Genomic DNA, 23646 nt, shown 5'->3' on the forward strand with positions numbered 1-23646 from the left:
TTGCCCACTCGCCCCGCTGGCGCCGGGCCAGCGGACAACGTGGCGCGCTGCGCGCGCAAGACGCCTTTGCGTTTGAGACCCGTGGGGTCTCAGCCGATCGCCTGGAGCACCGCCTCCGCCGCGCGCCTGCCGGCGAGCATGGCGCCGTTGAGCGAGGCGGTGCCGCGGTGGTCGCCGCAGGTGAAGATGCGGCCGCGCACGTGCACCGGCTTCTCCACCGGCTCGAGCGCTCCCGGGGGCTGGGCGGGCAGGGCGTAGGGGATGCGGTAGGTCCGCAGATGGCGCCACCCGCGCACCGCCGTGCCGAACCAGCCGGTGAGCTGGGTGCGCACCGCTTGCTCCAGCTCGGCGTCGGCCGCGCGCGGCACGCCGAGCACCGTGGCCGCGATCAGCGCCTCGCCCTTCGGCGCGTAGCCCGGCGCCACCTGGCTCGGCACCGCCACGTTGTTCACCGGCCCGCGGCCCTCGCCCTCGAGGAGCAGGATCGGCTCCCGCTCCGGCGGCTCCGGCGCGGAAAAATAGAGACAGGTGGTGCCGTGGGCCGCAGCAGGGATTTGCCTTCCCAGCAGCCGGCCTGCTACCGGCGCCTCGGTGGCTACCACCACCGCATTCGCGCGCAGCTCCTCGCCGCTCTCCAGCACCACGCCGCCGTCGCGCACCTCGCGCACCAGCGCGCCGAGGCGGATCCCGCCGTCCTGGAGGCGCCGCGCGAGCTGCACCGGGATCTGCCCCATGCCGCGGTTGGGCAGGGCGATCTTCCCCTCGCCGAACATCTTGTAGAGGAAGCGGAAGAGGCGCGCGGAAGTGGAGAGCTCGTCCTCGAGGAAGACGCCGCCGAAGAAGGGCCGGAAGAAGCGCTCCACCATCCGCGGCGAGAAGCCGCGCGAGGCGAGGAACCACGCGGTGCTCTCGTCCGGCGCGCGCAGCGTCTCCTCCACCGAGTCGCGCATCACCTCGAGGCGGAGCCTGCCCACACGCAGCTTGTCGGCCAGCGATCCCACCGGCGTGAGCAGGGTGACGAGCCCGCCCACCGGCCGGCGAAAGGGATCGGCCACGCGGAAGAACTCGCCCTCGGCGTGGACCTTGGCGCCCGGGTAGAAGGCGCGCAGATCGAGGGCATCGTAGTTGAGCACCCGCCGCACCTCGGGGTAGGCGGTGAGCAGCACCTGGAAGCCGCGGTCGAGGAGGAAGCCCTCGTGCTCGTCGGTGCGCGCGCGCCCGCCGACGCCGTCCGAGGCCTCGAGCACCAGCGGACGCACGCCGTGCTCCTGGAGCCAGAGGGCGCAGCAGAGCCCCGAGACCCCTGCGCCCACCACGATCACCTCGCCGCTCGCCATCACCGCTCCTCGCGCGGGCAGTAGAAGAAGAAATCACCTGCGGCCGGATCGATCGCCTCGGCGCCGCGCCAGGGAACGACCTCGACGATTCCCGCCCCGGGATCGAGCTGCGCGAGGCGGTGGCCGATCCCCCATCCGTGCGACACGTGGCCGGCGCCCGCCAGCACCACCACGGGGCGATCGAGCCTGCGGCTCCACGTCTTCGCCGCGCCGGCCATCGCCGTATCCCAGAGCGACTGCACCCGGAGGAAGCGGGCGAAGCCCTCCTCGGACGGCTGGGCGCCGTGGGCGTGGGATTCGTAGGCGGTGCGCAGCATCTCCTCCTGCTCGGGCGGCGGGGGCAGGAGCGCCGGCACCTCGGGGGGCAGGGCGCTCTCTCCCTCGCGGCTCACCTGGCGGACCACCTCCGCCGGCACGTTCAGGGCGGCGACGGGCAGCTGTGCCGCCGCGGCCTCGTCGAAGATTGGCCGGTAGAGGGCGAAGGGCACGCCCCACTTCTTTTCCCAGCCGAGGGCGCCGTCGAGCTCTTCGACCGTTACCTCGCCGGCGTGGAAGCGGTCGAGCACGTCCTGGCGCTCGGTGGAGACCATCTCGAGCCCCACCACCGGCGCGCGGGCAGAGAGCGCTCGCACGATCGCTGCCTGCACCCGGTGGTCGCAGGCGGAATCGTGGCCCTCTCCCACGAGTACGTAGCGTGCGTCCGCTACAGCTGCGGCGAGTTGATCGGGCCCGAGGGCCTCGCCTGCAGGGGTGAGGAGCGTGCCCGGCTCCAGCTCCGCCGCGGGTTCGAGCTTTCGCGCGGTCCCGCCGGGACCTGCACAGGCGGTGAGGAAGAGGGCGGACAGGAGGAGAGAGGCGAGCAGGCGCATGGCCCCGAGCATAGCCACGGGGGCAGGTGGCCGCTCGCCGGAGGGGCCGCTTCTGCTTTACAGACCGCCCCTACACGGGTGATTTTCGCCTCTCCACGCAACCAGCCGCCCGGGATCGAGGGCGCCGTAGACGGGCTGCAACGGCGGCCCGAGGGGAATGGCCGTGACGACTGGCAAGCGGACGGAAGCAGAGCAGCTCGAGGAGAAGACCCCGGTCGAAGGGATCGCCGCGCCCGGTTTGGCGGCGGTCCCGCAGGTGGCCACGCCGGTGCGGGAGCTCACCTTCCGCGCCATCGCCAGTGGCATGGTGATCGGCTCGGCGCTCTCGCTGTGCAACATCTACAGCGGCCTCAAGATCGGCTGGGGCTTCAACATGTCGATCACCGCGGCGCTGCTCGCCTTCGGTTTCTTCGGCCTCACCCGCAAGGCCACCGGCGCGCCGCAGTTCGGGATCCTCGAGAACAACATCAACCAGACCGCGGCCTCCTCGGCTGCGTCGATCTCCTCCGCGGGCCTGGTCGCGCCGATCCCGGCGCTCACCATGCTCACCGGCGAGACGCTCTCCTATCCGCTGCTGGCGATCTGGTGCTTCTCGGTCTGCCTCGTCGGCATCACCGTGGCGGTGGGCCTGCGCAAGCAGATGATCGAGGTGGACAAGCTCCCCTTCCCCAGCGGCATCGCCTCGGCGCAGACGCTCAACGAGATGTACGCCAAGGGCAAGGAGGCGATGACCCGCGTCAAGACGCTGGTGGGCTCGGGCATCCTCGCCGCGGTGCTCAAGGTGGTGGAGAGCCTCGTCGCCATCCCCAAGCTGGCGATGCCCGGCGCGGTGTCGCTGGCGAGCGGCGCCAAGGCGAGCCTCTACAATCTCACCTTCGCCCTCGAGCCGTCGCTGCTGATGATCGGCGTCGGCGGCATCATCGGCTTCCGCGCCGGCGCCTCGCTGCTGTTGGGCGCGGTGGTGGGCTGGGGCTGGCTCGCCACCGTGGTCATCGACAACGGCTGGGCGAAGTCGGGCGCCGCGGACGCGATGTGGTCCGGGCCGCTCCTCCAGTGGCTGCTCTGGCCCGGCGTGGCGATGATGGTCACCGCCTCGCTCACCTCGTTCGCCTTCTCCTGGCGCTCGATCTGGAACGGCATCCGCGGCGCGGGGAAGGTGAAGGACGCCGGCGCCGAGAAGAAGGACACCGGCGAGGTGAGCCGCACCTGGTTCCTCGGCGGCCTCGCCGTGGCGCTGGTCGCCTCGGTTCTCCTCCAGGTCGTGCTCTTCGACATCGCAGTCTTCGTGGCGGCGCTCGGTGTGCTCCTCACCTTCGGCCTCGCCGTGGTGGCGGGCCGCGTCTCCGGCGAGACCTCGATCACGCCGGTGGGCGCGATGGGCAAGGTCACCCAGCTGATGTTCGGCGTGATCGCCCCCGGCCAGCCCGCTGCGAACCTCATGTCCGCGAACGTCACCGGCGGCGCCGCGAGCCAGTGCGCCGACCTGCTCCACGACATGAAGTGCGGCCACATCCTCGGCGCCACCGCCAGGCTCCAGGCTGCGGCGCAGCTCCTCGGCGCCCTCGGCGGCGCGGTGGTGGGCTCCGCCGCCTACCTGGTCCTCATCCCCGATCCGAAGAACCAGCTCCTCACCGAGGAGTGGCCGGCGCCCGCAGCGGCTGCGTGGAAGGCGGTGGCCGAGGTCTTCATGAAGGGGATCGAGGCGATGCCCCAGGGCGTGGTGCCCGCCATGGCGATCGCAGGCGCGGCGGGCATCGTGCTCGCCATCCTCGAGAAGGTGCTGCCCAAGGGGATCCGCACCTGGGTGCCCAGCCCCGCGAGCCTCGGCCTCGCCTTCGTCATCCCGGCCTACTACTCCATCGCGATGTTCCTCGGCGGCGCGATCTCGCTGGTGCTCGGCCGCGTGGCGCCCTCGTGGACGGCGCGCTTCCTCGTGATCATCGCCTCGGGCCTCATCGCCGGCGAGTCGCTGGCGGGTGTGGGTGTGGCGCTGCAGAAGATGCTCTTCCCGTAAGCGAGTGCTCGCTTCGCGAGTTGCGCCCTCGTCCCCTCTGCTGGGGGCGGGGGCGTTTTACGTGTTGGGTGGCGAACCGTCTCCTCCCTGTCGGTGGAGAGACGCACTCACCGTGCGTGGTCACGCGGACTGGGCGTGTGCAGCTGTCGAACGCGACTCGTACTCATCCTGCGCTCGCCCTTGGCACGGGGACACCGACCCGCAACGCGTCAGCCACGCTGCCGGACCGGCGACGTCGTCGGTGGCCTTTCGGTGGAGTGCCGCGGACTGCTGCAAGGGAGGCCGCCGTGAAGCGCATCGCCATTCTTCTGGGCCTGACCGCCTCGCTCCTCGTCACCGCTTGCTGGGAGGAACGCCGTCAGCCCCCGGCGACCGCAACCGGCGGAGCTGGCGGAGGTGGTGCAGGGGGCGGCGGAGGCACGGGAGGCAGCTCCGCTGGCGGTGCCGGCGGCACGGGCGGTTCGGGTGGGGCTGGCGGCGCAGGCGGTGCCCTCGCTTACTGCGGCGACGGGGTGGTCGAAGGCGCCGAAGCGTGCGACGGCGCCGACCTCGCAGGCGAGACCTGCGCATCGCTGGACTTCGAGGGTGGCAGCCTGGGCTGCTCCGAGGCGTGCGAGTACGACACGAGCGCCTGCACGAGCACCGAGGAATGCGATTCGGGCCGCGATGAGGACGGCGATGGGCTCGTCGATTGCGACGACCCGGACTGCGCGACGACCGCTTCTTGCCCGCACTGCGGTGATGGCCGCGTCAACCAGCAGAGCGAGGAGTGCGACGGCTCGGACAACGACGGACGCTGCTCACAGTTCGGATACTCGCTCGGCTACGTCGGCTGCACCGACACATGCACCTTCGACACGAGTATGTGCGGCGACCCGGAGATCTGCGGATCGGGAGAGGACGAGGATCGCGACGGCCGGGTGGATTGTGAGGACTCCGACTGCTCGATGCTCCCCGAATGCCCGCACTGCGGCAACGGCGTCGTGCAGCAGGGAGAGGCCTGCGACGGGGCATTGCTGCAGTCGTGTGTCGACCTCGGCTTCGACGGAGGCTCGCTCGCCTGCAGCTCCTCTTGCGAGTTCGACACGAGCGCCTGTCGCTATGCCACCTGCGGGGACGGCTTCCAGGACGGCGAGGAGGACTGCGACGACGGCAACCTCGTGTTGGGCGATGGGTGCGACGACAACTGCTTCATCGAGGGGGACCACTGCGGCAGCCCCTGGGCACTCGTTCTCGATCCGGTGACGGGTGAGTGGGCGGTGGACGGCACGACGACGGGACGGCTCTTCGACTACGGCGCCACCTGCGCGGAGACGACCGGCGTCCCCGATTCCGTCGTCTCGTTCACCGCGCCTGCCGACGGCCGCTACTACGTCGAGGTGGAGGCCGCCTGGGACGTGGTCTTCTTCGGCTGGCGGGGCGCTTGCGGCGGCACCGACGCGCTGCGCTGCATGAACGAGGAGGGCGCCGGCGGAGGGGAGGGCATCGAGGTGGAGCTCGATGCGGGCGAGTCCGCCTACTTCGCGATCACCGGCCTGGCGACGCTACCGGAAGGTGTGCCGAGCGTCGGCGACTTCCGGGTCACCGCCAAGCAGGTCCATTGCAACGACGGGGTGATCGAAGGCTGGGAGCAGTGCGACGACGGGAACGTCGTCGCGGGTGACGGCTGCAGCCCGGTGTGCCGGTGGGAGGGGGACAACTGCAGCGATGCGGTCGACATGCAGCTCCTTGCCGAGGAGGAACCCGGTGTCAGGGTTTGGCGAGGCAGTACTCGTCGATTCTGGCCGGACTTCTCGGGGAGCTGCGCTTCGACGGCAGCACGTGATGGGGTCGCACGTTTCGAAGCGCCTTCGACGGGCGAGTACAGTTTCTGGCTGGCCGGCAACTTTGATGCGTCTCTCTTCATTTGGGACGGCGCGTGTGGCCAGACCGCTCCCGAGCTGGCATGCAGCAACTTGTACAACACCGTTCCGCGCGACCGACTCAACGCGCAGGAATATATCTACCTCCAGATGGTGGCAGGCCAGGTCGTCTACCTTGTCGTCGACGGGCATTCGGCGGTCGATGACGAATGGGGCTGGTTCGCGCTTGCTGCCGCCCCCGCGATCTGTGGCGACGGCGTGCATGAGATGCTGGAGCAGTGCGATGACGGCAACCTGCTCGACGGCGACGGCTGCTCGTCTACCTGCTTGTTCGAGGGGGTGCGAGAGCTGGAACCCAATGACTCGCTTGCGTCCGCCCATGCGTTGGAGGTGAACCAGATCGGTCGTGGTTCGCTCCCTTTCCTGCCCGCGGTCAACGTCGACATGTGGAGTTTCCCGGCGGCGCAAGGTGTCACCTACGACGTCTGGACCCGCAACCGGTTCGATGGCAGCTGCCTTTTCGAAGCCGACACGCACATCCGCCTCCTGGACACGACGGGCGCTCTTCTCGCTGAGAACGACGACATCTCGGTCGACGACCTCTGCTCACGTGTCAGCTGGACTGCCCCGACGGACGGCACGGTCTACATCGAGGTCACCACCAACTCTCCGATCCGCACCTGGAACGGCCTGATCGTGAACGACACGGCACTTGGCTACCTCATCTCCGCAGACGCGCGGTGAGCGGTTCCGAAGTCGTGCGTAAGCTGTCCGGATGACCAAGCGGCGCAGCGGCGACCCGGCGGCGGCCCCGGCACTCGAGGAGGCGGAAGGCGAGCTCTACGGGGCGCCGCTCGAGGACTTCGTCGCCACGCGCAACGCGCTGGCGAAGTCGCTCAAAGCAGGCGGCGATGCGGCGGGGGCGAAGGCGATCGCTTCGCGCCGCAAGCCCACCGTCGCGCTCTGGGCGCTCAACCAGCTGGCCCGGCGCCACCGCGCCGAGGTGGAGCGCTTCCTCGAGGCGGGGGAGACGCTGCGGGTGGCGCAGGCCTCGGACCCCGAGGCGTTCCGCGCGGCGCGGGAGAGCGATCGCAAGCTGGTGGCGAGGCTCACCGAGCGGGCGGCGGCGATCCTGGAGGCAGGTGGCCACGCCGCGAGCGAGACCAACCTCGAACGCGTGCGGGCGAACCTGCGTGCTGCGGCGGGGGCCTCGGACGAGGAGCGGGAGCGGCTGCGTCGCGGGACGCTCACCGCGGAGATCGAGCCGGGCGGATTCGAGCAGGCCTTCGCCGCGCTGGGGATCGAGGGCGGCGCGCTGCGGCAGGCGTCGGAGAAGCGTGCGCCCGGGAAGCAGAAGCGGGCGGAGGCTCCGGCCGTGGAGCCTACGACGAAGGCGAAGTCCGAGACGCTGCGCAAGGCTTCCGCTGCCGAGGCGCGGCGGGACGAGGTGCACGAAGCGGAGCGCGAGGCGCGGGCGCTGCGCACCGAAGCGGCGGTGGCCTCCCGGCAGACGACGCAGGCGCAGCGGCATGCGGAGCAGGCGCAGCAGCGCCACGAGCGCACGGAAGCCGAGGTCGAGGCGGCGGCGCGCACGCTGGAGCGGCTGCGGGAGAAGTTATCCGAAGCTGCCTCCGCTGCAGAGGATGCAGCGCGTGCGCTGGCCGAGGCGGAGCGCGCGGAAGCGGGGCTGCGGAAGCGGCTCGACGCAGCAGAGGCCCGGGCGGCGCGGCTTCGCAAGAAGCGCTGATCAGCCGGCGGCGACGTCGCCCGGCGTGTCCCAGTCGCGGAGTTTGCGCCACGCCTCGCCCGAGAGCGGCAGCTCCGCGGCGTGGGCCGAGAGGAGCCGCTGCATCGAGCGCTCACCGCCGGCGATCGCTGCGTCGACAGGGTCGCGCATCACGCCTGCCCGCCAGCGCGAGAAGAAGGGCTGCCAGCGGCCTTCCGGATCGCGCGGCGCCACCACGGCTGCGCCGGGCGCGTGCGCGCGAAGCCGGTGGATCAGCGCTGCCTCGATCGCCGGCAGATCACACGCGAGCAGAAAAGCCTCGTCGCCTGCGTGGTGGAGCAGGGCAGCGAGGCCGCCGATCGGCCCGATCCCGCCCGGTCGATCGTCGAGGGCCTGCAGGGCGGGAAACGCCGCCTCCACCGCCTCGTTGCGACCGACCAGCACCGGCTCGAGCTTGGCCTCCGTGCAGATCCGCACGAGCCGCCCGAGGATCGTTCCGCCCCCGGGTGCAACGAGCAGCCCCTTCGGCGCGCCGCCCATGCGTGTGGAGCCGCCGCCGACGAAGAGTCCGGCGACCGGCCTAACGGACACGGCCGGTGCTCCAGCCGTTGCCACCGGGCCAGAAGACCAGCGAAGGGTTGCCGGGATCGCGATCGTCGATCAAAACCGGCTTCTGGTCGGCAGGCGCAACGTCCGCAGGGCGCTGGGGAGCGGCAGGCCTCGGCTTCGGGGGCGGCTCGCTCCAGCGCTGCAGCGCCGCCTCGAGGGCGTCCGCACCGGCGCGGATCTCCTCGACCTCCTCGCGGATCCCGCCCCCGTCGAACGAGAGCGCCTCGTCGCCGTCCTCCGGCGCCATCCGCCTGCCTGCCGCACGGCGCTGGGCGATCATCCGATCGGTCCTGGCGACGAGCTCCGCAGCGAGGCTCCGCCGCCGCTCCCGTGCCGCAGCCTCGTCGGCCTCCGCTGCCGCATCCTGCACGGCGAGCGGCTTCTCCGCGTGGTAGCGCAAACGCGCCTCCTCGTCCCTGCGGACCGCCTCGTGCAGTTTGCGCTCCTCGGCCTGCCGCATCGCCTCGAGGAGACGGCGCCGCTCCTCGTCCTCGGCTACCGGGCCGGGCTGGGGCGGCGAGAAGAGCTCGGGATCGTCCAGGTCGAACCAGGCGACGGTCTCGTCGACGTCGGGGTGGAGCAGCGGCGCCGCCTGCGCCGCCATCGAGAAGCCGCGGGTGTAGCCGCCCGCCGCAGCAACGCGGCTGCCCGTGGCGTAGCCGCCGAGCCTGGCGCTGGTGCCGCCATCCCTGCCGCTGCCCGGGATCGTCCCGCCGGTGGCGCCGCTTTGCTGCGCCGGACCAGGCCCCGGCGTCGTCACGTCGGGCACCGCGCGCAACCTGCCGCGGCCGTCGCCGGCGGTGATCCGCCACGGGTGTGTGTAGACGTTGAGCGAACCGTTGCGGGCGAAGCCGGCCAGGGTGAGCCCGGTGGACTGGGCGAGATCGATCGCCAGCGAGGTGGTCGCCGAGACCGAGGCGACGATCGGGATCTTCGCCACCGCCGCCTTCTGCACGATCTCGAAGCCGGCTCTGCCGCTCACCACCAGCAGCGCCGGCGGGCTGCCCCGCCGCTCCGCGCCCACGAGGCCGAAGCGCAGGAGCTCGCCCACCACCTTGTCCACCGCGTTGTGCCGCCCCACGTCCTCGTGGCAGCAGAGCATCTCGCCAGCGGCATCGAAGGCCGCCGCGGCGTGGAGGCCGCCGGTGCGCTCGAAGCGGATCTGCGCGGCGCGCATGCGGTCCACCGCACGCAGCACCAGATCGGCCTGCAGCACGGCGCCGCCCTCGAGGGTGCCGCAGCGGGCGATGAGATCGTCGATGGTCTGCCTGCCGCAGACGCCGCAGGCCGACGAGGTGGGGACGAAGCGCCGCCCCTCGAGGATCCGGTCGGCGTCGAGGCTCACCCCGGGACCGGAGCGGACCTCCATCACGTTGCCCCAGCCGTCCTGGCCGGGCCTGCCGCAATGGCTCACCGTCCCCACGTCCTGCAGGGAGGAGATGATCCCCTCGCCGAAGAGGAAGCCGAGGGCGAGGCGGGCGTCGTCGCCGGGGGTCCGCATGGTGACGCCGATGGTCTCGCCGTCGACGCGGATCTCCAGCGGCTCCTCGGCCACCACGGCGTCGAGCTCGTCGGTGGCGCCGCCGGGACGCTCCCCGATCCGCTCCACCTTCCGGCGTGCCACGCCTGCTGGATCGATCGGCCGCTTCACCGCGTCTTCGCCCCCGGGGAACTCCTACCTCTGCCTACCACGACGATATCGGATGATGTACCGCCTCCGCAGCAGGTGGAAGCGCTCGTTGCTGTGGTTTCCACCGCGGGCTACGCTCGCTGCCACATGAAAAACAAGGAACTCGCTCCGTCCGGGGGCACGGGCCTCGTTCCGCTCCGCGCCGATCGCCGGCCCGCGGGCCTCGTGCCTTTCGGCCTCGGCCAGCAGAAGCCGCAGCATTTCCGCGAGATGTTCCGGATCGCCTGGGAGAACCGGCGCCATCCGTACTACGCCTGGAAGGTACTCTCCCGCGGCGTCTGCGACGGCTGCGCCCTGGGCACAAGCGGCCTCTCCGACTGGACCATCGACGGCACCCACCTGTGCCTGGTGCGCCTCAACCTCCTCAAGCTCAACACGATGGATGCCTTCGACGCGGCGCTTGCTGGCGACGTCGACGGCTTGCGCCGGCTCGACAGCAGGGAGCTGCGGGATCTCGGCCGGATCCCGAAGGTGCTCCGCCGCCGCAAGGGCGAGGCGGGCTTCACCGCCATCGGCTGGGAGGAGGCCCTCTCCGAGCTGGGGGCGCGCCTGCGTGGCGTCGATCCCGATCGGCTGGCGCTCTACCTCACCTCCCGCGGCATCGGGAACGAGGTCTACTACGCGGCGCAGAAGGCGTGGCGCTTCCTCGGCTCACCCCACGTCGAGAACGCCGCGCGGCTCTGCCACAGCCCCTCCACCACCGCGATGAAGAGCATGCTCGGGCTCTCCGCCAGCACCTGCTCCTACAAGGATTGGTACGGCACCGACGTCATCGTGCTCTTCGGCTCCAACGTGGCCAACGACCAGCCGGTCTCGCTCAAATATCTGCTCGAGGCGAAGAAGCGCGGCACGGTGGTGATCAGCGTCAACACCTACGAGGAGCCGGGGCTCAACAAATATTGGGTCCCCTCGAACCTCGACTCGGCGGTGCTTGGCTCGCGGATCGCCGACAAACACGTGCGTGTCTCGCCTGGCGGTGATCTCGCGCTCCTCCTCGCGGTGCAGAAGCGCCTGATCGAGCGCGGCCAGATCGACCACGCCTTCCTCGCCGAGCGGGTCGAGAATTTCGACGAGTGGAGGGCCCACCTCGACGGCTTCTCCTTCGACGATCTGGTGCGGCAGAGCGGGGCGAGCGCCGCCGACGTGGAGCTGCTCCTCTCGGTGCTCGGCCCGGCGAAGACCGGCGTCTTCGTCTGGAGCATGGGCCTCACCCAGCACGCCCACGGCACCGCCACGGTGCAGGCGCTGCTCGGCGTGGGGCTCCTCAAGAATTTCATCGGCCGCGAGAAGTGCGGGCTGATGCCGATCCGCGGCCACTCCGGCGTGCAGGGCGGCGCGGAGATGGGCGCCTACGCCACCGCCTTCCCCGGCAGCAAGGCCGTGACGCCCGAGGAGGCCGACAGGCTCGAGGGGCTGTGGGGCTTCCGCCCGCCGGATCGCGTCGGCATGGACACGGTGGCGATGATCGAGGCGGCAGCCCGCGGCGGCCTCGAGGCCTTCTTCACCATCGGCGGCAACTTCCTCGAGACCATGCCCCAGCCGCAGCGGGTGGAGGAGGCGCTGGCCAGGGTGCCGGTGCGCATCCACCAGGACATCGTGCTCACGAAGCAGATGCTCGTGGACCCGGCGGAGGTGGTCTACGTGCTGCCGGCGCGGACCCGCTACGAGCACCGCGGCGGCATCACCGAGACCACCACCGAGCGGCGGGTCATCTTCTCGCCCCATGTGCCGGGCCACGAGATCCCCGAGGCGAAGGAGGAGTGGTGGCCGGTGGTGGAGCTCGCCCGCGCCATCGCGCCCGAGCGCGCAGAGCAGCTCGCCTTCACGGATGCCGCCGCCATCCGTCGCGACATCGCCGCCACCATCCCCGCCTACGCGGAGATCGCCGGGCTATCGAAGCAGGGCGACCAATTCCAGTGGGGCGGCCCCCACCTCGCCCCGGGCGGCGTCTTCCCGCTCCCAGGCGGCAAGGCCCGCTTCGTGAAGATCGCGCCGCCCAGCTTCGAGCGACCCGAGGGCGCCTTCTTCCTCGGCACCCGCCGCGGCAAGCAGTTCAACTCGATGGTGCAGAAGGACGTCGACGCGCTCACCGGCGCCGCGCGCGACCACGTCTTCGTCGCCCCGGAGGACGCGCGCCGCCTCGGCCTCCGCGCCGACGAGCCCATCGTGCTCCGCTCGGCGCACGGCGAGATGCAGGGCCGCGTCTTCCTCGCCGAGATCGCCCCCGGCTCCCTGCAGGCCCACTGGCCCGAGGCCAACGTCCTCATCGGCGACCGCGTGGTCGATCCCGGCTCCGGCGTCCCCGACTACAACGCCTGGGTGCGGATCGACAAGGTGGGCGCCCTCGCTCCTGCGCCGAAGCGCGGCGCACCGGACGAGGCGGCGTAGCCTCACGCCGGCGCCCGCCTTCTTCGCCTCGCTGCTCCACCGACGCACCTGGGCGTCGGTGCGGCTCCCCTTGCCTGGCTCCAACTTGCGCCGGGGCGCTTGTCCATCGCGCACAGCAACGCTGGCCCCGGGAAATACGGGCGACGTGCCGCGTCGCGCGCTACGCGGCTTCGCACCCGAGAGCCGCCGGCGCCTTTCTGGACGGCGAGCTCTGCCCGACCGCCACGACGAGTGAATCGATCAGCTCCGTCGGGACCCGGCCAGCGAAGACGAGTGTCAGGCGTGTCCCTGGTCCGAAGCGTCAGAGATGTACCCGGTTTGGACCCATGCTTCTTGGTCCCTTCCGGGGCGTGGAAATGGTCCCAGCACGGATATATGCTAATTCAAACGAAGGGGGGCGGCGCATGGGCAAGGAACGCGAGCCGGAGCAGGGCGAGCTGCCCTACAGGTTCCGGGGTGGCAAGCGTGATGGGGCGGGGCGGAAGCCGAAGGGCGAGCGCGCCGGCGTCTCGCACCTGGCGCGCAGCCACGTGAACGGGCGCGAGCCGGTGCACGTGGGCCTTCGTCTGCAGCGAGGGCTGCCGGATCTCCAGCGCCGAAAGGCGTTCGCTGCGGTGGAGAAGGCCTTCGAGGCGGCTGCAGCACGGCGGGACGACTTTCGCGTCACCCACTATTCGGTGCAGGGGAACCACCTGCACCTCATTGTCGAGGCCGAGAACGGCAGCGCGCTCTCCCGCGGCATGCAGGGACTCTGCATTCGTCTCGCCCGCGCCATCAACCGGCTGGCGAAGCGCACCGGGAAGGTCTTTGCCGATCGCTTCTGGTCGCGGCTGCTGAAGACGCCACGCGAAGTGCGGCACGCGATCGCCTACGTGCTGGGCAACTCGCGCAAACACGCGGAGCGCATGGGCCTCTGGATCACGCTGCCGGCAGCCGATCCCTTCGCTGCCGGGCCCGGGCAGGATCGCCCGGGTCTCGAGGCGCCGCGGACCTGGCTGCTGCGGGTGGGGTGGACGAGAGCGCCGGCGCCACGCGCTGCCCTCGACGTCCCGTTTTGATCGCGGCGCGGCGGTGGTGGACGCGCCGCTAGAAGCCGGTGCGCTCGAGGATCAGCTGCGCGAGGGCGTCCATTCCCGCCGCGTCGGGCGCGAAGCTGGGCGCACTCATCTCCGGCTCTCCGTCCGTCGCGTACGCGAGCAGCGGGGCCGCGTGCACGCGCTCTCGCCCCCGGGCGGCGACCTCGATCTTCGGCACGGCACGGTCGGTCTTGAAGCCCTCGGCGATCACGAGATCGGCGCCGCGTGCCAGGTGATCGGCGGCGATCCGCGCGAGGGGCAGGGGGCCGCTGCGCACCACCGTCCCGGCGTCGTCGACGAGGGTGGTGGCGAAGGCGCCGGCGGCGCGGTGCTTGGCCGTGTCGGAGTCCGACTCCTCGGTGGCTCCTCCGCAGCCGTCGTGTTTCACGGTGGCCACGCGCAGGCCGCGTGCGGTGAGGCGGGCGACGAGCTGCTCCACCACCCAGGTCTTTCCCGCGCCGGAGTAGCCGCACACGGCGACGACGCGTGCCGCCTCCGCCCTGACCTCGGGGCGATCGAGGAGAAGGACGGGCAGGTCGTTGCCCGCATCGATCGCTTCGACATCCGGCGGGATCACCGCGAGGGCGTTGGTGCCCGCCACCGCCGCGATCTGCGCGGGGCCCTGCTTCTTCGCTGCGGTGAAGACCAGGCCACCGCCAGCAGCGTGCACCTTGCCGCGGAGCAGGCCGGTCTTGCCCTTGCGGCGGTCGAGCGGCGCGCCGAGCCGTGTCGCCACCGGCGCCACGCCGACGGGATCCCCCGCGAGGCACGCGTGCACCTGCCGTCCGATCCCCTCCAGCCCAGCGAGCGCCGCGGTGGGGCTGCCGGGCACGAGCAGCAGCGTGCGCCCCTCGTGCCGCGCCACGCCGATGGGCTTGCCCGGCTTGATCGACACGCCGTGGAAGAGCAGCTCCGCGCCCATGCGCTCCACCGTTGCAGGCACCACGTCGCTCTCGCCCACCGACGCGGCCCCCGCGGTGATCAGCAGATCGGCCGAGCGCAGCGCGGACTCGATCCGCTCCGCCACGGCGCAAACATCGCCGGTCGCCGGCGGCAGCAGCCGCGCCAGCGCCCCCCACGCCCGCACCGCCGCCACCACCGCAGGCCCCGTGGCGTCGGGGCGCCCCGCCGCCAGGTGGTGCCCGACCGGCAGCACCGCCACCCGCACCCGCCGCACCACGCGAATCCGCGCGAGCCCCAGCGATGCAGCGGCGAGCACGATCCCCGCATCCACCCGCGCCCCTGCAGGCGCCACCACGTCCCCAGGCTCCACGTCCTCCCCGCGGCGCCGGACGTTCGCCCCGGGCTCCACCGCCCGGAGCACGGCGATCCGCTCCCCCTCGATCCGCACCCACTCGATCGGCGCCACCGCGTCCGCCCACGCAGGCAGCGGATCCCCGGTGGCGATCGGCTCCGCCCCGTCGCCGATCGGCAGCAGGGCTGGCGCCTCCCGGGACGCCCCAACACACGACGCGGCCCGGATCGCGAAGCCGTCCATCGCGCTGTCGTCGCAGGGCGGCAGCGCCACGGGCGCCACCAGCGGCGCGGCGAGATGGCAGCCGAGGGCGCGGAGCGGCGGCAGCTCCACCGCCTCCAGCGGTGCGATGCCCGTGCGGATCCGCGCCAGGGCCTCGTCGTAGCGGATCAACGCGCCTGCTCCCCGCCGGCAGCCTCGATCAGCGCGCCGGTGTGGACCAGCAGCTCAGGGCCGCCCAGGGGACCGTGCCCCGGCACCACCACGTCGGCATCCGGGTAACGCTCCCGCACCCGCTCCACCGCGCCGCCCCAGCTGGCCAGATCCGCGTCCGCCACGTTGCCAAGGTTGCCGGCGGCGCCCGCCTTCACGAAGCAGCCGCCGAAGAGCAGCTGCCGCTCGGGCAGCCACACCACGATGTTGTCGGGGGCGTGGCCTGCGCCGGGGAAGAAGGTCTCGATCTTCCCGCCCGCCAGATCGAGCGACGCAGTAGGCGGCAGCTCCACCGGCGTGAACGGCCTGCCGAGCCCGGCGGAGAGCGCCGCGGTCTCCGCGAGAGCGTGGATGCGCACCTCGTCGGCGAGCGCCGCGACGCCGCCCGTCCGGTCCTCGTGCGCGTGGGTGACGACCACGTCCACCAGCCGGCTCCGCTGCACCTGCTCGATCCACGCGACCAGCGCCTGCGTCTGCGAAGGCGTCCACGGCGTGTCGACGAGGAGCGCGCCGTCGGGCCCGAGCACCACCAGGCCATTCGACGGCACCTTGCCGTAGCCGGGCATCTCCTTCGACGACACGTGGAGCCACAGACCGTCCGCGAGCTCGCGCAGCTCGAGGTCGTCGCCGAGGTCGACGTGCTCGACGGCAGGCGCCACCCGCGCCGCGTTGCTGCCGGCGCAGGCGGCGAGCAGCAGCGCGAAGGCGATGAGCCCAACACACTTCATTCGATCGTTCCGTCCCATCGTTCTGGCTCCTGCGAAGTTCTTCAGAGCATCTCCCGCCGCAGCTCGGCAGGCTCCCGCGGCGAGAGCAGCCCCGGCGCGATGTCGAAGACCGTCTTCGCGCCCACCTCGCCGCGCTGGCGCAGCCGGTGGCAGGCGCGGGCGTAGGCCACGAGCACGCTCGCCGTGAACTCCGGGTTGCTGTCGAGGGCGAGGCGGAGCTCGAAGAGCTGCTTGCTCTGCTGCCCCGTCTCCCCGGTGCGGATCACGAAGCCGCCGTGCGGCATCTTCCCGTGCGACCGGCGGAACTCCTCCTCGTCGATGAAGGCCACCGTGGTGTCGTAGTCGGCGAAGTAGTGGGGCATCGTCTGGATCGCGCGCTCCACCTCGCTGGGATCCGCGCCCTCCTCGAGGACGACGTAACAGGCGCGGGTGTGCATCTCCCGGGTGACGAACGACGGCCGCTCGCCGGCGCGCACCCGCTCCATCGCCGCCTCTGCGGGCAGGGTGTACTGCACGCCCATCTTCACCCCCGGCACGCGCCGGATCGCGTCCGAGTGGCCCTGGCTCAGGCCCGGGCCCCAGAAGGTGTGGGTGGCGCCTGCGGGGAGGAAGGCCTCGCCGTAGAGGCGGCCGAGGGAGAAGAGGCCCGGATCCCAGCCCACTGCGATCACCGCGGTCGTCCCGCCCCCGCGGGCGGCGGCGTCGACGGCGGCGAAATGCTCGGGGATCCGCGCGTGGGTGTCGAAGCTGTCGACGACGCAGAAGCGGGAAGCCAGCGCCGGCGCCTGCACCGGCAGGTCGTCGCGGGAGCCGCCGCAGAGGACGAGGACGTCGATGGCGTCGCGCAGGCCGTCGAGCGCCTCCATCCGGTGGACCTTCGTGCCTGCCTGCAGCGGGGCGATCGACGCGGGCGCACGGCGGGTGAAGATCCCCTCCAGCCGCATGTCGGGGTTCTGCGCGAGGGCCTGCTCGACGCCGCGTCCGAGGTTCCCGTAGCCGACGATTCCGATCCTGATCGCTTCGCTCATCCACACACCTTCTTCTCGGGGTTCCGGGGCTCTCCCTATCACGAGCGCCGCCTCCCGGCGCGGCCCGCCCCCTGCTCGCCCGCCCGGAGGGTGGAGCCCCGAGCGCTCCCGAATGGAACTGGGGACTTGTTCCAGCACGGAGCGGGGTTACTCCCCCGGTGCGCGAAGCTGCGCGAGGAGGAACGCCATGCCCGAAGCACTCCCGACGATGGACGACGGCCTCTGCACGGTCTGCGGCCTCTCGCAGGATCTCACCTTCGGCCGCAACGCCATCCGGATCGTCGCCGAGAGCCCCAGCATGCAGCAGGTGCTGCGGCGGGTGGCCCGGATCGCCCCCACCGACGCAGGCGTCCTCCTCGCCGGCGAGAGCGGCACCGGCAAGGAGGTGGTCGCCCGCGCCATCCACGACGCCAGCGCCCGCGCCACGAAACGCTTCGTTGCCATCAACTGCGCCGCGCTCCCGCCCGATCTCCTCGAGAGCGAGCTCTTCGGCCACGCCCGCGGCGCCTTCTCCGGCGCAGCCGGCGCCCGCCGCGGCCTCTTCGAGGAGGCCCACGGCGGCACGCTCTTCCTCGACGAGATCGGCGAGCTCCCCGCTGGCCTGCAGGCCAAGCTGCTCCGCGCCCTGCAGGAGGGCGAGGTGCGAAGGGTCGGCGAGAACGAGTCGGTCCTCGTCGACGTGCGGATCATCGCCGCCACCAACTGCAACCTCCCCGAGCTGGTGGCGAAAAAGCAATTCCGCGAGGATCTCTACTACCGCCTCAAGGTCTTCTCCCTCGAGCTGCCGCCGCTCCGCGCCCGCCGCGAGGACGTGCTCCCCATGGCCCGGGCCTTCCTCGCCACCGAGCGCGAGGGGCTGCGCTTCTCCGCCGAGGCGGAGGTCGCGCTCGCCGCCTGGCCCTGGCCCGGCAATGTCCGCGAGCTGCGCAACGCCGTCCGCCACGGCGCCGTCCTCGCCGAGGGCGCGCTGGTGATGCCGGGGGATCTGCCCCCCGAGGTCGCAGCGGGCGCCGCCCACGCGCCACCCCCGCCGCCGCAGCGCGAGGCTGCCATCGATCCCCTGTGGATCGGCGCAGGCCGCCCCGAGGACCGTCCCGCCCCGCCGCCGGTGCAGACGATCGCCTTGCCCCAGCCCGTGCTCGTCCCGCAGCAGCAGCAGCAGCAGCAGCAGCAGCGGTCGCAGCACCACCTCGACGCCTTCGAGCCGACCGCGCCCCTCGACGACGTGGTCCGCGCCCACGTCCGCGCAGCCGTCGATGCTTGCGACGGGAACCGCGCCGCCGCCGCCCGCCTCCTCGGCGTGGGGCGCAACACGCTGTGGCGCTGGCTCAAGGGTGGGCGCGGCGCTTGCAACCGAACCGGGCGGCAGGACTGACCGCTTTCCCGGAGCCGACGATGACCTCGTTTGCCTTGCCCTTCTTCGACAGCGTGGCGCCGCTGCGGATGAGCGACCCGCTCGCGGAGCTCCTCGGCGTGGTGCAGCCCGGCGCCGTCTTCGAATACCGCTACGAGGATTGCGTGCGCCTCGCCGGCCACTCCTGCCTCGCAGTCGCAGGCGCGTGGGCCATCGCCGCCCGTGCGCTCCCGGCGCTCTTCGAGGGCGGCCTTCCCGTGCGCGGCGCGGTGGAGGTGGTCGCCCTGGGGGCGCCGGAGGAGCTGGCCTTCGGTCCGATGGCGATGGTGATCGGCGCCATCGCCGGCGCGGAGGGCGAGGCGGGTTTCGGCGGCCTCTGGGGCGCGCACCGCAGGCGCGGCCTGCTCCGCTTCGCGCCGGATCGCTTCGTCGCCAACGGCTTCGAGCTGCGCCGCCTCGACGGGCGCGGCGCGATCCTCGCCACCTACCACCCGGAGAAATTGCAGGGCGCCGGCCCCTCGCCGCTCCTCCTGCCCCGGCTCCTCGCCGGCGAGGCCAGCCCCGAGGAGCACCGCGCCTTCGTGGAGCGCTGGCAGGGGCTGGTGCGCGAGGCGCTCCTCGATCCCCCTGCCGATCTGGTGCAGATCCGCGCGATCACCTGAGGCGCCAAAGCAGGGCAGGGCGCAGCCTTCACGCCCTGCCCGGACCCACGATCAGCTCTCGCCCGCTGCCCGCTGCAGCTCCTCGAAGCCGGGGAGGCTGGAGAGATCCGGCACCACCACGATCTCGATCCGCCGGTTCGCGGTGCGGCCTTCCTTCGACTCGTTCGACTGCGCCGGCTTGAACTCGCCGAAGCTCGCAGCGCTGAGGCGCTCGGGCTGCATGCCCGCGTCGATCATCGTCTTGGCCACGGTGATCGCGCGCGCCGCAGCGAGCTCCCAGTTCGACGGGTACTGCGCGGTCTTGATCGGCACGTCGTCCGTGTGCCCCTCGACCATGAACTGCCGGTCGGGGATCTCGGCGAGCACGCGGCTCACCTCCGCCACCGCCTGCTGGCCCTCCTGCGCGAGGCGCGCGGAGCCCGAGGCGAAGAGCACGTCGGTGGGCAGCTCCACCACCATGCGGCCGTCGACGATCTTCACCCGGAGCTTGCCGGCGTCGATGAGCGGCTGGAAGCGGGCGAGGAGGTTGCGGTACTCGGCGATGCGCGCGTCCGCCTCGGCCTTGCGACGGTTGGCCTCGGCGAGGGCGTCCTGCATCTCCTCCACCGAGGCGGCGAGGCTCGCGCGATCCTTGAGCAGGTTGGCCTGATCGCGCTGCAGCGACGCGAGCTGCCCCTGGAGCTGCTCGATGGTCTTCGCCTGCTCGGCGCTCTTGCGCTCCTCGGCAGCGAGGGCCTCCTCGAGGGAGACGATCCGCGCCTCGCGCTCCTGCAGCGTCGCCGCCTGCTCGTCGAAGTTCTTCTGCAGCTCGTCGTACTTGCCCTGCGACACGCAGCCCGCGGCGAGTACGAGGGGAAGCAGCATCCACGTCTTCGTCATCGTTCGTCCTCCTGGCGGCCCCCCGCTTCCGCCCGACGACGAAAGCTAGGACGTAAAATAAAAATTGTCCAACAGACGGATCTTTTGACGCTCCGATCCGGTTGTGCTCTCGTCGCCGGCCATGAACCAGATCCGCATCCTGACCGCAGTGGCGCTGGCACTCTTCGTCACCGCCTGCAACGAAAACAAGCCCGCCGAGACCGCTCCTGCTGCAGAGCAGCAGCAGCCGGAGAAGGCGACCCCCACCGCAGGCGCGGAGGCGCAGCAGCCGAAGGAGCTGCCGGCGCCGCCCGACGTCGCCGCGGCGCCCGCCGACGCGCAGAAGACCGAGTCCGGTCTCGCGTCGAAGGTCCTGCAGCCCGGCACCGGCGACAAGAAGCCCGGCCCCGAGGACGTGGTCACCGTGCACTACACGGGCTGGACCACCGACGGGAAGATGTTCGACAGCTCGGTCACCCGCGGCCAGCCCGCGAACTTCCCGCTCAACCGCGTCATCCCCGGCTGGACCGAGGGCCTGCAGCTGATGACCGTGGGCGAGAAGCGCCGCTTCTGGATCCCCGAGGAGCTCGCCTACAAGGGCCGCCCCGGTCCGCAGGGCACGCTGGTCTTCGACGTGGAACTCGTCGCGATCAAGGAAGCGCCCAAGCCGATCCCCGCACCCGAGGACGTGAAGGCGCCGCCCAGGGACGCGCGCAAGCTCCCCTCCGGCGTGGCGATCAAGACGCTGCAGAAGGGCACCGGCACCCAGAAGCCCAAGGCCACCGACAAGGTCGAGGTCCACTACACGGGCTGGACCACCGACGGGAAGATGTTCGACAGCTCGGTGGTCCGCGGCCGCCCCGCCACCTTCCCCCTCGGCGCGGTGATCCCCGGCTGGACCCAGGCGCTGCAGGAGATGGTGAAGGGCGAGAAGGCCCGGATCTGGATCCCCGAGGAGCTCGCCTACAAGGGCCGCCCCGGCGCGCCGCAGGGCATGCTCGTCTTCGACGTCGAGCTCCTCGACATCGTGGCGCCGAGCACCCCGAGCCCGCGCCCGCAGCCCTCGGCGCCGCCTCCCGCGGGCACCACCAAGCCCAAGGCGCCCGCGCCGAAGTAATCGGCAGCGCAACGCAGGACGAAAAAGGCCCGCGCCGCTTCGAGCAGCGCGGGCCTTTTTGCGTCGGCGCCCTTCGATCAGAGCAGCGTTTCGGGATGCACGCCGCTCTCGCCTTCCGCATCGAGGCCGGCCCCGTGCTCCGAGGACAGATCGTTGCGCGCGTGGCCCCAGGTGCCCCCGTCGCTCGGGATCGGGAAGCTGCTCGCCGGGTAGTCGTAGGTGTCGCTGCCGCCGGCGTCGATCATCACGCCGATGCTCACCGGCTCCGGCCTGGTGTCGATGCACTCGCCGCTGACGTTGCCCATGCCCGAGCCGTAGTCGCTGCTCGCCACGTAGGTGTCGTCGCCGGCGTTGTCGACGAAGAGCCCCATGCCGTTGCAGTTGGAGGCGCCGCCGGCGAGCGTGCCGAAGTGGTAGACGTCGTCGCCCTGATCGTTGATGAGCACGCCGGTGCTGAAGTCGTGGCCTGCGCCGTGGCTCATGTTGCGGGTCGGGAGCCTGCCGGAGAAGACGTCGCCCAGCGGGCCGCCGTCCGCGAGGATCCCCACGGCGAAGTGGGCGGCGCCGCCCTGCACGTACCAGAAGGCGTCGTAGGTGTCGGCGCCGGCGCCGTCCGAGAGGAGCCCGGTGCCCTGCCAATAGCCGGTGCCCTGGGCGAAGACCGAGGCCTCGTAGACGTCGTCGCCGTCCCGGTCCCGGAGCACGCCGAGGCCCCCCGAGAGGAAGAGCTCCCGCGCGTCCTGCCGCAGGCCGAAGCCGGCGCCCTGGCACATCGAGGTGTTGCCGGTCTCGGGGAGCTGCGGCGACGGGTAGACGCCGGGGATGCCGCCGTGGGCGGGATCGCCGTTGTCGCAGCGGTAGCGGTCGGGGCCGCCGCCGTCGAAGAGGAAGCCGGCACCCCCGACGTAGCCGAAGCCCTGCGCGAGGCTGAAGGCCGTGTATTCATCGGCGCCGCTGCCGTCGTCGATGGCGAGACCGATGCCGAATTGCGCGGCGCCCTGCACCAGCGCCTCGCCCAGGTAGACGTCGTTGCCGCCGCCGTCGTAGAGCACGCCCACGCCCAGGTGCGCGTAGCCCTGGCTCGCCCGCAGCGATTCGTAGCGATCGGAGCCGAGGCCGAGATCGAAGAGCATCGCGATGCCGTTGCGGGCGCCGCCCTGCCGCGAGACATGGGAAGCCGAGGCGCCTGCCCGGGACCTGCCGCCCTCGTCGCTGGGGAGGAGCCCCTCGCGGTCGTTGGGGTTGGCCACCGGCTCGTAGCCGTAGCGATCGTCGCCGGCGAGATCGATGGCGAGGCTCACCGCGTTCTCGGCGCTGCGGTTGGCGGCGATCGGATCGAGGTGGACGTCGTCTCCGCCGAGATCGAGGAAGAGGAGCTGCGCCTCGCCGTCGTCGGCGTAGGTCTCGCCTGCCGCATCCCGCACGCGGATCCAGCCGGCGCCGGTGCGCAGATCGAAGCGGATCCCTTCGCGCCCCTCGAAGCGGAACCAGGGCGCGTTCTCCACCGCGAAGGCGATCTTCGCCGCCGCCCGGTAGAGCGCCTTGCGGCCGTTCTCGCCGAGGAGATAGGCGCGGGATTCCTCGTCGAGCGCGTCGGGAACGGGGCGGGAGCCGAGGTTGTGGTTGCCGCCGCTCAGGTGCCAGAACGCGGGGGCGGTGTCGGTGAGCTCCGCGTCCATCTGCGCCCGGGCCTCGAGCCCTTCGGTGATGGCGAAGAGGATCGGCGCCAGCGCGTAGCGCAGGTCCGCCGGCAGCTCGCCGGTCGCCTCCTCGCAGCTCGTCTGCGCGCAGAGCGCGGCGAGGGCCTCGTCGAAGCTGCCGCGGCGGAGCGGCTCGCCGTAGTCGGGGATCCGATCGAGGAGCGCCGCCGCCTGGCGGATCGCGCCGGCGACCTTGTGCTGCTGCCGCACGGCGTGGTCGATGCCGCCTGCCACCTGGCCCTCGAAGCAGCCCGCCCGTGCAGGCGAGGCGCGGAGCTCGTCGAACCAGGAGAGGCGGAAGGGATCGTCCAGGATCTCGATCGCCTTCAGGTCGACGTTCCATGTGAACGTGTCGCGGTTGAGCCCGGTGAGCGCGAGGGCCTGGTCGAGGAGCGGCGCCTCGCCCTCCGCGCGGCAGAGGCCGGGGAGCGGCTCGTCGTCCCAGAACGCGGGCAGGTCCTGTGCCTTTCCCTCGAGGGCGCTCTCCGCCACGAAGACCCTGCCGGCGCTGCCGTAGTGAACGCGGAGCAGGCCCTGGTGGGTGCCGCCCTCGATCGGCCGGTATTTCACCTCGACCAGGGGACCGCCTCCCTCGCCGGCGCCGATCAGCGTCGCGCTGAAGGGACCCTCCGCCTCGACCCCGATCAGGGCCAGCGGCCGTTCCGCGGTGCCCCACTCCACGTCGCAGGTGAGGACGGCGCTGCCCTCCTCCAGGACGAAGGCGTCGACGACGACGGGGCCCGGGCACACCAGCTGGTGCGGCGTGCGGGCGGGCGCATCCTCGCCTGCTTCGCTGCAGCCTCCGGCGAGGAGCAGCAGCGCGGGCAGGAACGCGTGGCGGTTCATGCGGGGCTCCTTGGTGTCGAACGATGGGCGGGAGTCTACCCCGAACCCGGTCAGCTTCCATGCCTTGCTGGCGCCGGCGTGCTATCGGGTGAGGT

16 protein-coding genes and 1 pseudogene are annotated in these 23646 nt (G+C 71.9%); 8 read left to right on the forward strand and 9 right to left on the reverse strand.

Features of this window, described 5'->3' with window-relative positions; all coding sequences use genetic code 11:
- Positions 1–89: 89 nt before the first annotated feature.
- Positions 90–1337 carry an NAD(P)/FAD-dependent oxidoreductase gene (locus ACESMR_RS18725; protein WP_373048636.1) on the reverse strand — a complete coding sequence of 416 codons (1248 nt, stop codon included), beginning with the start codon at positions 1335–1337 and terminating at the stop codon, positions 90–92.
- Positions 1337–2206: a ChaN family lipoprotein gene (locus ACESMR_RS18730; protein ID WP_373048637.1), complete on the reverse strand. Its 870-nt coding sequence runs from the start codon at positions 2204–2206 to the stop codon at positions 1337–1339. The genes ACESMR_RS18725 and ACESMR_RS18730 overlap by 1 nt, the downstream gene beginning before the upstream one ends.
- A gap of 163 nt (positions 2207–2369) precedes the next feature.
- On the opposite strand from ACESMR_RS18730, the gene ACESMR_RS18735 reads away from it, so the two are divergent.
- From ACESMR_RS18735 to ACESMR_RS18745, 3 genes are all read left to right on the forward strand, one after another.
- Positions 2370–4220 (forward strand): OPT family oligopeptide transporter, encoded by a 1851-nt coding sequence (locus tag ACESMR_RS18735; protein WP_373048638.1) that lies wholly within the window; start codon positions 2370–2372, stop codon positions 4218–4220.
- Between the two features lie 287 nt (positions 4221–4507).
- Positions 4508–6826 (forward strand): DUF4215 domain-containing protein, encoded by a 2319-nt coding sequence (locus tag ACESMR_RS18740; RefSeq protein ID WP_373048639.1) that lies wholly within the window; start codon positions 4508–4510, stop codon positions 6824–6826.
- Positions 6827–6857: 31 nt separating this feature from the next.
- Entirely contained in the window at positions 6858–7829 is a 972-nt protein-coding gene (locus ACESMR_RS18745) for a hypothetical protein (protein ID WP_373048640.1), read from the forward strand.
- Here ACESMR_RS18745 and ACESMR_RS18750 read toward each other — a convergent pair whose 3' ends face one another.
- Together ACESMR_RS18750 and fdhD are read right to left on the reverse strand one after the other, a co-directional pair.
- Entirely contained in the window at positions 7830–8399 is a 570-nt protein-coding gene (locus ACESMR_RS18750) for a molybdenum cofactor guanylyltransferase (RefSeq protein ID WP_373048641.1), read from the reverse strand.
- 820 nt (positions 8400–9219) lie between these two features.
- A pseudogene (gene fdhD / locus ACESMR_RS18755) lies at positions 9220–10068 on the reverse strand (formate dehydrogenase accessory sulfurtransferase FdhD); the annotation flags it as partial.
- 126 nt (positions 10069–10194) lie between these two features.
- Here fdhD and ACESMR_RS18760 point away from each other — a divergent pair.
- A complete protein-coding gene (locus ACESMR_RS18760; protein WP_373048642.1) occupies positions 10195–12495 on the forward strand; it encodes an FdhF/YdeP family oxidoreductase in 2301 nt (766 codons plus the stop codon).
- 404 nt (positions 12496–12899) lie between these two features.
- Positions 12900–13553: a transposase gene (locus tag ACESMR_RS18765; protein WP_373048643.1), complete on the forward strand. Its 654-nt coding sequence runs from the start codon at positions 12900–12902 to the stop codon at positions 13551–13553.
- A gap of 28 nt (positions 13554–13581) precedes the next feature.
- Here ACESMR_RS18765 and mobB read toward each other — a convergent pair whose 3' ends face one another.
- Genes mobB through ACESMR_RS18780 form a run of 3 tightly spaced genes read right to left on the reverse strand, consistent with a single transcriptional unit; the run spans position 13582 to position 17014 of the window.
- Positions 13582–15219, reverse strand: a complete 1638-nt coding sequence (gene mobB / locus ACESMR_RS18770) for a molybdopterin-guanine dinucleotide biosynthesis protein B (protein WP_373048644.1) — start codon at positions 15217–15219, stop codon at positions 13582–13584.
- A complete protein-coding gene (bla, locus tag ACESMR_RS18775) occupies positions 15216–15986 on the reverse strand; it encodes a subclass B1 metallo-beta-lactamase (RefSeq protein WP_373048645.1) in 771 nt (256 codons plus the stop codon). The genes mobB and bla overlap by 4 nt, the downstream gene beginning before the upstream one ends.
- A 41-nt stretch (positions 15987–16027) precedes the next feature.
- Positions 16028–17014 (reverse strand): diaminopimelate dehydrogenase, encoded by a 987-nt coding sequence (locus ACESMR_RS18780; RefSeq protein WP_373048646.1) that lies wholly within the window; start codon positions 17012–17014, stop codon positions 16028–16030.
- 187 nt (positions 17015–17201) lie between these two features.
- Between ACESMR_RS18780 and ACESMR_RS18785 the strand changes: the two genes are divergently transcribed.
- Both ACESMR_RS18785 and ACESMR_RS18790 read left to right on the forward strand, forming a co-directional pair.
- On the forward strand, positions 17202–18389 hold the full coding sequence (locus ACESMR_RS18785; RefSeq protein ID WP_373048647.1) for a sigma-54 interaction domain-containing protein: 1188 nt from the start codon (positions 17202–17204) through the stop codon (positions 18387–18389).
- A 20-nt stretch (positions 18390–18409) separates the two neighbouring features.
- Positions 18410–19030, forward strand: a complete 621-nt coding sequence (locus ACESMR_RS18790; RefSeq protein WP_373048648.1) for a hypothetical protein — start codon at positions 18410–18412, stop codon at positions 19028–19030.
- Positions 19031–19081: 51 nt separating this feature from the next.
- On the opposite strand, the gene ACESMR_RS18795 is transcribed toward ACESMR_RS18790, so the two are convergent.
- Positions 19082–19909 carry a flagellar motor protein MotB gene (locus ACESMR_RS18795; RefSeq protein ID WP_373048649.1) on the reverse strand — a complete coding sequence of 276 codons (828 nt, stop codon included), beginning with the start codon at positions 19907–19909 and terminating at the stop codon, positions 19082–19084.
- A 121-nt stretch (positions 19910–20030) separates the two neighbouring features.
- Between ACESMR_RS18795 and ACESMR_RS18800 the strand changes: the two genes are divergently transcribed.
- Positions 20031–21005, forward strand: coding sequence for an FKBP-type peptidyl-prolyl cis-trans isomerase (locus tag ACESMR_RS18800; protein WP_373048650.1), 975 nt, complete (start codon positions 20031–20033; stop codon positions 21003–21005).
- 77 nt (positions 21006–21082) lie between these two features.
- Here ACESMR_RS18800 and ACESMR_RS18805 read toward each other — a convergent pair whose 3' ends face one another.
- Positions 21083–23551 (reverse strand): hypothetical protein, encoded by a 2469-nt coding sequence (locus tag ACESMR_RS18805; RefSeq protein ID WP_373048651.1) that lies wholly within the window; start codon positions 23549–23551, stop codon positions 21083–21085.
- Between the last annotated feature and the right edge of the window lie 95 nt (positions 23552–23646).

This window comes from Vulgatibacter sp. (genome assembly GCF_041687135.1).
Taxonomy (GTDB): Bacteria; Myxococcota; Myxococcia; order Myxococcales; family Vulgatibacteraceae; genus JAWLCN01.